This window comes from Caloramator fervidus (genome assembly GCF_900108045.1).
Lineage (GTDB): Bacteria > Bacillota > Clostridia > Clostridiales > Caloramatoraceae > Caloramator > Caloramator fervidus.
Map to the genome: position 1 here is coordinate 18,143 of NZ_FNUK01000022.1, position 10,626 is coordinate 28,768.

The following is a 10,626-nucleotide window of genomic DNA, read 5'->3' on the forward strand; positions in this document are numbered from 1 at the left end:
TGCAAAGCTTGTAAAATTCATGTTATAATTTTTTACATCTGGTTTTAGCATATAATAGAATAGAGTAAATTAAGGAGGGTTTAATATGTTTAAAGGTGGAATGCCACCAATGGGGGGCGGACTTAATAATTTATTAAAGCAAGTTCAAAAGGTACAAAAGCAAATTGAAGAATATCAAGAAAAGTTAACCCAAAGAACTTTTGAAGCTTCTGCGGGTGGAGGCGCCGTAACTGCTGTAGTTAATGGAAAAAAACAGCTTCTTGAAATAAAGATTAAAAAGGAAGTTGTAGATCCAGAGGACATTGAAATGCTTCAAGATTTAATAATTGCTGCAGTTAATGAGGCTGCAAACAAGGCAGAAGAAACAATAACAAATGAAATGGCAAACCTTACAGGTGGTTTACAGATGCCGGGGCTTTTTTAATGTGAGGTGATTTTTTTGCTTTTTTATCCTCAATCCCTCTTAAAACTTATAGAGGAGTTTTCTAAATTTCCTGGAATTGGACCTAAAACAGCTCAAAGGCTTGCTTTTTATGTTTTAAACATGGATGAGAAGGAAGTTGAAGCTTTTTCAAAGGCTTTGCTTGATGTAAAAAAGAATATAAAGTATTGTTCGGTTTGTGGTAATTTAACAGATACGGATCCTTGTTTAATATGTAAAAACCAAGAAAGGGATAAAAGTATAATTTGCGTTGTTGAAGAACCAAAAGATGTAGTTGCCATGGAAAAAACAAGGGAGTTTTTTGGAATATATCATGTGCTTCATGGCGCCATATCTCCTCTTGGAGGGGTTGGGCCTGATGATATTAGAATAAAGGAACTTTTACAAAGAATAACGCCAGAGGTTAAAGAGGTAATTCTTGCAACAAACCCCAATGTTGAAGGTGAAGCAACGGCTATGTATATAGCAAGGCTTTTAAAACCTTTAGGGATAAAGGTTACAAGAATAGCCCATGGAATTCCGGTTGGTGGAGACTTAGAATATGCTGACGAAGTAACTTTAAGCAAAGCTTTAGAAGGAAGAAGGGAATTATAAAATACTGTTCTTTGTGTCTTCCTCAAAAAACTTTTTCAATTCCAATTAAACTCCTTCAAAAGAAAATAAAGTCGTTCAGAAAGGAAGAGTAAATTTAAAGCTCTTCCTTTTAGTATAATTTTAGGAGAATAGGAGAATAGGGGGTTAGGGTATTGAGTTTTTAGGATTTAAGTGATGGAGAATTATAGTTGATAAAATTATTAGTGTGCACTTGTTGAATGCCTCCTTTCAGGTAAGATTTTGGTGGTTAATTTAATTTTACCAGGCATCTAAAACGGGTGCATATTTTTTGTAAAAAAATATGCTGGGGTTATGGCCAACGTTTATTATAGAACCTATTTAAAGAATAAATTTTTTATGTTAAAATAATATTAAAGAGTTATATTTGCAGCAAACCTAATTTTAAAATAATCCCTGATTAATCCTTGAAATAACTTACATCACAATGTGTTTGAATAATTTTCCAAATACACAACTGCAACTTCGCTGCAAAATTATTATATTTTAAAAATTCTTAAAGGGCTTAGACATAAGCAAATATCTATATTTTTAAATTTTTAAAATTTAGGGTTTATATCGTCCCTATGAGGGAGGGAAACACTTCAAAATTATTGCCGAACTGCCTTGAATAATACTGGTTTATATCGTCCCTATGAGGGAGGGAAACGTGAATAACTTGTGCCACCAACTAATGTAGCATTTAGTTTATATCGTCCCTATGAGGGAGGGAAACTTTTCATAGCTTGCAAGGAGTATTGTATCAGTTTCTAAGTTTATATCGTCCCTATGAGGGAGGGAAACAACAATTTTGCTACTTCTTTAGCTGTTTGATATCCTGTTTATATCGTCCCTATGAGGGAGGGAAACTTTTAATTTTACTTTTTTATTTTTTAGCCCTGCCTCAGTTTATATCGTCCCTATGAGGGAGGGAAACCCGCTATTTTGTTGGCAAGTTTGTATTCTTCGTATTGTTTATATCGTCCCTATGAGGGAGGGAAACAATTAATATTGATTTTCAAACGTAATTGATAAGTTTTTTGTTTATATCGTCCCTATGAGGGAGGGAAACATGATGTCTAAATTCATGCAGCAATGTCATAACGCTAAGTTTATATCGTCCCTATGAGGGAGGGAAACTTTCTTTTTGAAGTTGTTGAACTCCCATAGCAATTGTGTTTATATCGTCCCTATGAGGGAGGGAAACCATCACGAGGTTAGCGAAGATGGAGAAATAGGTCCAGGTTTATATCGTCCCTATGAGGGAGGGAAGGGTTTTTGTTAAAAGGAAGAGTTTGTTTTGTTGTTTCATTTTATTAAATTTATAACGTAATGCAGCAAACTAAAGGGGTGTAGAATGAACTACACCCCTTTAACATTTTTAAATATTAATATGTTCACCTTTGATGATTTTTAAGGGATTTTATGAGATTAAGACATGGATAATCAAGTCAATCTATAAATTTTAAGACGTTAACATATCTGTTTGAATAATAAACATTAATAATTCCTATTAGATTGGATAGAATCTATATCATAGTGTAAAGTTATATTTATTAGCATATGCCAAAATTAAAGATTAAATGAAAATAAGTGAGATAGAAAAAGAAAATTGCTAGTAACGGATTTATATACCCTATATCGGTATTTGTGTTTAGCTTTATGAATTAAATATAATGAATATGTCGAAGGGAGGGATTTGCGTGTTCAAAAAGATTTTTTATTATCCATCTAAAAATCTTGTTAAGGTTATTCCTTTAGCCTTATTGCTAGGATTTTTAATTGGGTTGAAATTTGATTTGAATTTTATGAAAAACTATATTTTAATATTTACTATATTTATGATTTACCCTACAATGATTGGATTTAACTATAAAAGCGCCTTTGATTTATCTCATTTAAAATTAGTTTTATTGTCTTTAATCATTAATTTTTTAATTATACCTGTTGTTGCATATATAATAGGAATTACATTGTTTAAAAATAACATGGATATGTTTGCTGGACTTGCAATAGCATCGCTTCTTCCAACAAGTGGAATGACAATCTCTTGGACCATGATAAACAAGGGAAATGTATCAGCAGCTGTAAAAATAACTGCCCTTAGCTTATTTGTTGGCTCTTTAGTTGCACCTTGGTATTTATTTGTAATGGTTGGCCAGTATATTCCTATTGATATCGTAAAGACTTTTATTACAATCATTCAGGTTGTTATAATACCATTAATTTTAGGGGATTTGACCTATAGGATAATTACTAAAAAATATTCAAAAGAGGAATATGATAAAAAAATAAAGCCTATACTTCCAGCTATAAGCATATGGTTTCTTCTTGGTATAGTGTTTATAAGCATTGGAATGAAAGCAAAGGTTATAATATCAAAGCCAAATTTAATTTTGTGGGCATTACTTGTTCTTATTGTATTTTATTTAATAAATTATACAATAAGTGTAGTTTTAGGAAAAATATTTTTAAATAAAGAGGATGCTATAGCATTAGTTTATAGCACAGTTATGCGTAATTTATCTTTAGCTCTTGGAATTGCGGCATCAAATTTTGGAGCTAAGGCTGCACTTATTGTTACATTGGCATTTGTCCTCCAAGTTCAAAGTGCATCTTGGTTTGGAAAGTATTTTGTAAATAATTTGTTTAAAAATTAAAAAGTGTTTTAAAAACCTTCTTTTGGTTTAACCAAAAGAAGGTTTTTTTATGTGAAATTTTGGGAATAATATTTAAAAAAAGGAGGTGCATACAATGGAATTTAATCTAAATCTTACCAAAAAGTTAAGTTCTTTAAGGGAGCTTAAGAATAAAAACAACGAAAAGGATTTACTTAAAGAACAATTTAAAGAAGCAGTTTTAGAGCTTGAATTTGTGAGAAATTACATAAATTACGTAGATGATCCTGATCTTATAGAATATGCTATATATGCAGAAAAGGCTCTTCAAAAAAGAATAGCATATATTTTAAAAAAGTTAAGGGAATAAGTTTGTTTTTTTTTAGTATAAATGTTTTAGGGGGGATATTTATGAGTTTAAATTTTGATAGCAGTATGTTTTATTACTTAATAGTAATTGCTTTTTTATTTGTTTTAATTATCTCTATGAAATTAAAAAATCTTTTAATTTTTAGGTTGATACTAAAAACCGCTATTGGAGGAGTATTTATATTTATTTTAAATCTAGTTTTAAATTCTTTTGGTTTTTCTATACCCTTGAACTTGATTACCTCCTTTTTTATGGGAGTTTTAGGCCTTCCGGGATTAGCATTAATCTTATTAATTAAGTATGTAATTTACCCATTATAGGGCAAAAAATTTTTAAGCCCTATTTTTATTTTTTTGCAGTTGTGGTAAACTGTTTATAGGTAAAAAAATTCCTATACAAGGAAAAAAAGACAATTAATAATTTCTCTGTCATTGACTTTAAAAATTAGGTCTGTTACAATCGTACTTAATAGGGTGTTTTATTTAAAATTGTTTTGCTTTTCTAGTTTAAAATTTCTTGTTATTGTTAACAATTATTATTGTTATATTTTTTAAATTGAAGGGAGGAAATAAAATGGGTAAGCTTGTTGAAATCCGTTGGCATGGCCGCGGAGGACAAGGTGCTAAGACAGCTTCATTACTTCTTGCAGAGGTTGCTTTTAATACAGGAAAGTATGTTCAAGGATTCCCAGAATATGGTCCAGAAAGAATGGGTGCTCCAATAACTGCATATAACAGAATAAGCGATGAGCCAATAACAATTCACAGCAATATTTATGAACCAGATTACGTTGTAGTTGTTGACGAAACTCTTATTAAATCCGTTCCTGTTACAGCTGGATTAAAAGAAGGTGGAGCAGTTATAGTAAATACTTCAAAATCACCAGAAGAAATTAAAAAAGAATTAAACTTCAACGGAAGAGTTTACACTATTGATGCAAGAAAAATATCAGAAGAAACTTTAGGAGCATATTTCCCAAATACTCCAATGCTTGCTGCTGTTGTAAAAATAACTGGAGTAGTTCCAGTTGATGTGTTCTTAAGCAGCATAGAAGATTCATTTAAGCATAAATTTGCAAACAAGCCACATGTTGTTCCAAAGAATATGGAAGCTGTAAAGAGAGCTCTTGAGGAGGTGAAGGGAAATGAATAATAGAAAGATGAATATAACAAATGAAACTACTTGGAGAGAAACTACACCAGGTGGAGTTATATTAGATGCTGGTAATGCTGAAGATTTTAAAACTGGTGACTGGAGAGCAATGAGACCTGTATGGTATGAAGATAAATGTAAACACTGCTTACTTTGCTGGGTAGTATGTCCTGATAATTCAATACTTGTAGAAGATGGAAAAATAAAGGGATTTGACTATGATCATTGCAAGGGATGCGGAGTTTGTACAAAGCAATGCAAGTTTGGAGCTCTTGATTTTGTTCCAGAAGAATAATGAGGGGAGGAAGGAAAATGGCAAAGAGAGTTAGTTTAAGCGGTAATGAAGCAGTGGCATTTGGTATGAAACAAATTAATCCAGATGTTGTTGCTGCTTTCCCTATAACACCATCAACAGAAGTTCCACAATACTTCTCACAATTTGTTGCAAATGGTGAAGTTGATACAGAATTCGTAGCTGTTGAATCAGAACATAGTGCTATGTCAGCATGCATTGGTGCTGCTGCAGCAGGTGGAAGAGTTATGACTGCAACAGCATCAGCAGGACTTGCACTTATGTGGGAAATGCTTTATGTTGGTGCTTCAATGAGACTTCCAATGGTTCTTGCAGTAACAAACAGAGCATTATCAGGACCAATTAATATACATAACGATCATTCAGATACTATGGGTGCAAGAGATTCAGGATGGATTCAGCTTTACAGTGAATCAGCACAGGAAGCATATGATAACCTAATTCAAGCTGTTAAAATAGGAGAACACAAAGATGTTCAACTTCCTGTTATGGTTTGCTACGATGGATTTATAACAAGCCATGCTGTAGAAAATCTTGAAATGCTTGATGATGAAGATGTTAAAAAATTTGTTGGAGAAAAGAGAATAGCTCCATTTGCATTACTTGGCCAAGATCCAGTGTCAATGGGACCACTAGATCTTCCAAATCACTATTTTGAACACAAAAGACTTCAAGCAGAAGCTATGAAAAATGCAAAGAAGGTAATACTTGAAGTTGCTGCAGAATATGAAAAGTTAACAGGAAGAAAGTATGGATTCTTTGAAGAATATAAGATGGAAGATGCAGAAGTTGCAATTGTAGTTATTAACTCAACAGCAGGAACAGCAAAGCACGTTGTTGATACTTTAAGGGCACAAGGCAAAAAGGTAGGTCTTATAAAGATTAGAGTATTTAGACCATTCCCAGCTGAAGAGCTTGCTGATGCTTTAAGAAACGTTAAGGCTGTTGCTGTAATGGATAAGGCTGATAGCTTCTCAGCAGCAGGAGGTCCATTATTTGCTGAAGTTAGAAGCGCTATGTATGGTAGAGTAGATGGAAAGATAGTTATAAATTACATATATGGTCTTGGCGGAAGAGACGTTACAACAGCTCAAATTGAAAAGGTTTATGCTGACCTATTCAATGCTATTGAAACAGGAAAATATGAAGTTTACAACTACTTAGGGGTAAGAGAATAGGAGGTGTCTTTATGCCAAATTTGAAGGAGCTTTCTAAGAAGAAGGTAAGGCTTACTGGTGGACATAGAATGTGCGCAGGTTGCGGTGCGCCAATGGTTGTTAATTGGATTTTAAAGGCTTTAGATGATGATGTAAGAGCGGTTATTTCAAATGCTACAGGATGTCTTGAAGTTTCAACATGTCTTTATCCATATACTTCATGGAAGGATTCTTGGATACACACAGCTTTTGAAAATGCTGCAGCTACAATAAGCGGTGCTGAAGCTGCTTTTAAAGCTATGAAAAGAAAAGGGCATATAGATGGAAAGTATAAATTCATAGCTTTTGGTGGTGACGGTGGAACATACGATATAGGTTTACAATCTCTTTCTGGAGCTATGGAAAGAGGACATGACATGCTTTATGTATGCTATGACAATGGAGCATACATGAATACAGGTATTCAAAGGTCATCAGCAACTCCATATGGAGCTGATACTACAACTTCACCAGCAGGAAAAGTAAAGCCAGGTAAAGAACAATTTAGAAAAGATTTAACTGAAATTATGGTTGCACACCACCTTCCATATGTTGCTCAAACTGTTCCTGTAATTCCTGGAACTCCATATATGTTTGACCTTTATAATAAAGCAGAAAAAGCATTTAGCATAGAAGGACCAAAGTTTATGAATGTTTTAACTCCATGTCCAAGAGGATGGAGAATAGATACTGCAACAGAACTTGAAGTTGTAAAACTTGCTGTTGAAACTTGCTTCTGGCCACTTTATGAAGTTGAAAACGGAGTTTACAAGATAAACTATATACCAAAGGAAAAGAAACCAATAACAGAGTGGCTAAAAGCACAAGGAAGATTTAAACATCTGTTAAAACCAGAAAATGAACATATAGTTCAAAAGATACAAGAAGAAGTAGACAGAAGATGGGAAAGACTTTTGTATCTTGCAGGAGTTAAGTAATAAGCTTCGGGCGAAAGCCCGAAGCTTTTTTATTTTAAAATTCAAGAAAATTATTAAATTTTTGAAAAATAAGCAGGAAATAAATTGCTTAAACAAAAATATAATTAACTAGAAAATAAAATTATGGGAGGGGTTTTATGAAAAAGAAGGGGCTTCCTGATGGTGCCTATGGCCTTAAGGAAGGACAAAAGTATGTTCCTTATGTTCCATCAGAAAAGGTTATGCCGGAGTTTACAGCGTTATCTATTTTTCTTGGTGTTATTTTATCTATAATATTTGGAGCTGCCAATGCATATCTTGGACTTAAAGTTGGTATGACAATTTCAGCATCAATTCCTGCGGCAGTAATTTCTATGGCTATAGTAAGGGTTGTTTTAAAAAGAAAGTCAATTCTTGAAAATAATATGGTTCAAACCATTGCTTCAGCAGGTGAATCTTTAGCTGCAGGTGCTATCTTTACACTTCCTGCTTTGTTTTTGTGGGGAGAAAATCCAGATGCCCTTTTGATGGGAATTATAACCTTTGTTGGTGGTGCTCTTGGAGTTCTTTTTATGATTCCAATAAGAAGATATTTGATAGTAAAGGAACATGGAAAGTTACCATATCCAGAGGGAATAGCATGTGCTGAAGTTTTAGTTGCAGGAGAAGAAGGTGGAACAGGAGCAAAATACATTTTTATGGGTGGACTTGTAGGACTTGTTTATAAATTTTTAGGAGATGGCTTAAAATTGTTTCCTACAGAAATAGAATGGGAGATTAAAGGATATGAAGGTGCTGCAATTGGGGCAGATGTTTATCCAGCTTTACTTGGAGTTGGATTTATAGTAGGTCCTAGAATTTCTGCTTACATGCTTGGCGGAGCAATTCTTGCATGGCTTGCATTTATTCCAATTATAACATTCTTTGGACATTACATTAAAGATCCGATTTTTCCAGCAACAGTTCCAATTTCAGAGCTTGGTTATTGGGGGATTTGGAGTAAATATATAAGATACATTGGTGCAGGTGCAGTTGCAACTGGTGGAATAATAAGCTTAATTAAAGCTTTACCAACAATAATTAACTCCTTTAAAGATGCTATAAAAGGTTTTGGAGTAAAGGCTGAAGGAAAGATAGAAAGGGTAGATAGTGATCTTAATGTTAAATGGATAATTGGTGGCGTTGTTGTTCTTATTGTATTAATGGCAGTTTTACCACAAATTCCTGTGGGAGTTTTAGGAGCAATTTTAATTGCTATATTTGGATTTTTCTTTGTAACAGTTTCATCAAGAATAGTTGGACTTGTTGGAAGTTCATCTAACCCAGTTTCAGGTATGACAATTGCTACACTATTGATTACAACAGTTATATTAAAATCTGCAGGTTATTCAGGAAAAACTGGAATGATAGCAGCTTTAATAATTGGTGCGGTGATTTGTACGGCGGCAGCAATTGCAGGGGATACCTCACAGGATTTAAAAACAGGATATCTTGTTGGAGCAACTCCATGGAAGCAACAGGTAGGAGAAATAATAGGTGTTCTTGCTTCATCAATAGTAATAGGATTTATATTGATTATGCTTAATAAGGCATATACGTTTGGCTCTAAAGAGCTTGGTGCACCTCAAGCTACTTTAATGAAGCTTGTTATAGAAGGTATTATGAATGGTAACTTGCCATGGAATTTAGTATTTATGGGAGTTGCAACATCAGTAATGCTTGAACTCCTTGGAATACCAGCTCTTCCAGTTGCAATAGGACTTTATCTTCCAATTCATCTTTCAACACCAATTATGGTTGGTGGAATTATAAGGGGAATCGTTGATAAAAAAGAAAAAAGAGAAGATGTTTTAAAGGAAAAAGTAGAGGTTGGAGTTTTATATTCATCAGGACTTATAGCAGGGGAAGGCCTTATGGGAGTAATTCTTGCAGTGTTTGCATATGCTAATATTGATTTAGCATTAAAGAATATGCCTATAGGACAGTGGGGAGCTTTAATTTTATTCCTTTTAGTTGCATGGACTTTATGGATTTATGTGGATAAGGCAGGCAAAACAACTATTTTAAAAGATAAAACTTTAAGTGAATAAAAGGGCGGCATTTTGCCGCCTAATTTTTAAGAAAGGGGAATTATTGTGGTAAAGTATTTATTATATGTATTTTTAGTTGCAATAATAACTATGATTCTTACATATATAGGTTATCTAAAGGATGCTCAGCTTTCTAGAGAACTTTTAAATGTTCTTTATATAAAGTCAAGGAGGAAAATAATTGATTATTTAAATAAAAACAAAAAAGCTGACGTTATAGAGCTTCAAAAAATTATAAAAGACGTTAAAGGGAAGGTGTTTTGGAGCAGAAAACAAGTTAAAATAAATCAGCCCGAGAAGTTTATTGAATTATTAATAGATGATTTATACAAAAAGGATATAATAGATATTGAATTTAAAAGAGGAAGAAAAATAGTAAGCCTTAAAAATTATGAATAAAATATTGAAATGTGGAAAACATAAATACTGGTTAACATATCAACTAAACCTGGTATATCTTTAGTAGAATTTTAAAGATTAATTAAGAAAAACAAAGAAAATTAAACATAAACTCTAACAATCGATTTTTATGCATATGAATATACAAACAAACCGTGCTAATATATAACATGTCGTCGCGAGGGCGACGGTGAATGACCTTTGAAAACTGAACAGTGGCGAAGCGACCAGCATATAAATAGGAGTTAGGATTTAAACATAAGAGTTTGATCCTGGCTCAGGACGAACGCTGGCGGCGTGCCTAACACATGCAAGTCGAGCGGAGAGGCGAGGGGGTTTACTCTGAGCCTCTTAGCGGCGGACGGGTGAGTAACACGTGGGTAACCTACCCCAAGGAGGGGGATAACAGGTCGAAAGGCCTGCTAATACCGCATAAAGCTACTGGGGCGCATGCTTTGGTAGCCAAAGGAGCGATAGCTCCGCCTTGGGATGGGCCCGCGGCCCATTAGCTAGTTGGTGAGGTAACGGCTCACCAAGG

The 10,626-nt window shown here is 33.8% G+C and carries 11 protein-coding genes, 1 rRNA gene and 1 CRISPR repeat array; all 12 genes read left to right on the forward strand.

Translation table 11 applies throughout. From position 1 onward, the window contains the following. Positions 1-85 precede the first annotated feature (85 nt). Positions 86-424, forward strand: coding sequence for a YbaB/EbfC family nucleoid-associated protein (locus C4R78_RS07780; RefSeq protein ID WP_103896505.1), 339 nt, complete (start codon positions 86-88; stop codon positions 422-424). Between the two features lie 15 nt (positions 425-439). Further along, positions 440-1,036, forward strand: coding sequence for a recombination mediator RecR (gene recR / locus C4R78_RS07785; protein WP_103896506.1), 597 nt, complete (start codon positions 440-442; stop codon positions 1,034-1,036). 569 nt (positions 1,037-1,605) lie between these two features. Next, positions 1,606-2,307: a CRISPR direct-repeat array (repeat unit 30 nt; unit sequence GTTTATATCGTCCCTATGAGGGAGGGAAAC). Positions 2,308-2,736: 429 nt separating this feature from the next. Beyond that, positions 2,737-3,693, forward strand: a complete 957-nt coding sequence (locus C4R78_RS07790) for an arsenic resistance protein (RefSeq protein WP_242971214.1) — start codon at positions 2,737-2,739, stop codon at positions 3,691-3,693. A 94-nt stretch (positions 3,694-3,787) separates the two neighbouring features. Beyond that, positions 3,788-4,021: a DUF2508 domain-containing protein gene (locus C4R78_RS07795; protein ID WP_103896507.1), complete on the forward strand. Its 234-nt coding sequence runs from the start codon at positions 3,788-3,790 to the stop codon at positions 4,019-4,021. 41 nt (positions 4,022-4,062) lie between these two features. After that, entirely contained in the window at positions 4,063-4,341 is a 279-nt protein-coding gene (locus C4R78_RS07800; RefSeq protein WP_103896508.1) for a pro-sigmaK processing inhibitor BofA family protein, read from the forward strand. Positions 4,342-4,594: 253 nt separating this feature from the next. Further along, the gene (locus tag C4R78_RS07805; protein WP_103896509.1) at positions 4,595-5,173 is read left to right on the forward strand and encodes a 2-oxoacid:acceptor oxidoreductase family protein; all 579 of its coding nucleotides are present in this window, start codon (positions 4,595-4,597) and stop codon (positions 5,171-5,173) included. Continuing rightward, a complete protein-coding gene (locus C4R78_RS07810; RefSeq protein WP_103896510.1) occupies positions 5,166-5,468 on the forward strand; it encodes a 4Fe-4S binding protein in 303 nt (100 codons plus the stop codon). The genes C4R78_RS07805 and C4R78_RS07810 overlap by 8 nt, the downstream gene beginning before the upstream one ends. A 17-nt stretch (positions 5,469-5,485) precedes the next feature. After that, positions 5,486-6,664, forward strand: a complete 1,179-nt coding sequence (porA, locus tag C4R78_RS07815; RefSeq protein ID WP_103896511.1) for a pyruvate ferredoxin oxidoreductase — start codon at positions 5,486-5,488, stop codon at positions 6,662-6,664. 11 nt (positions 6,665-6,675) lie between these two features. After that, positions 6,676-7,620, forward strand: coding sequence for a thiamine pyrophosphate-dependent enzyme (locus C4R78_RS07820; protein WP_103896512.1), 945 nt, complete (start codon positions 6,676-6,678; stop codon positions 7,618-7,620). Between the two features lie 137 nt (positions 7,621-7,757). After that, on the forward strand, positions 7,758-9,689 hold the full coding sequence (locus tag C4R78_RS07825; RefSeq protein ID WP_103896513.1) for an OPT family oligopeptide transporter: 1,932 nt from the start codon (positions 7,758-7,760) through the stop codon (positions 9,687-9,689). A 45-nt stretch (positions 9,690-9,734) separates the two neighbouring features. Further along, positions 9,735-10,088: a hypothetical protein gene (locus tag C4R78_RS07830; protein WP_103896514.1), complete on the forward strand. Its 354-nt coding sequence runs from the start codon at positions 9,735-9,737 to the stop codon at positions 10,086-10,088. Positions 10,089-10,342: 254 nt separating this feature from the next. Next, positions 10,343-10,626 (forward strand): 16S ribosomal RNA (locus C4R78_RS07835); the annotation flags it as partial.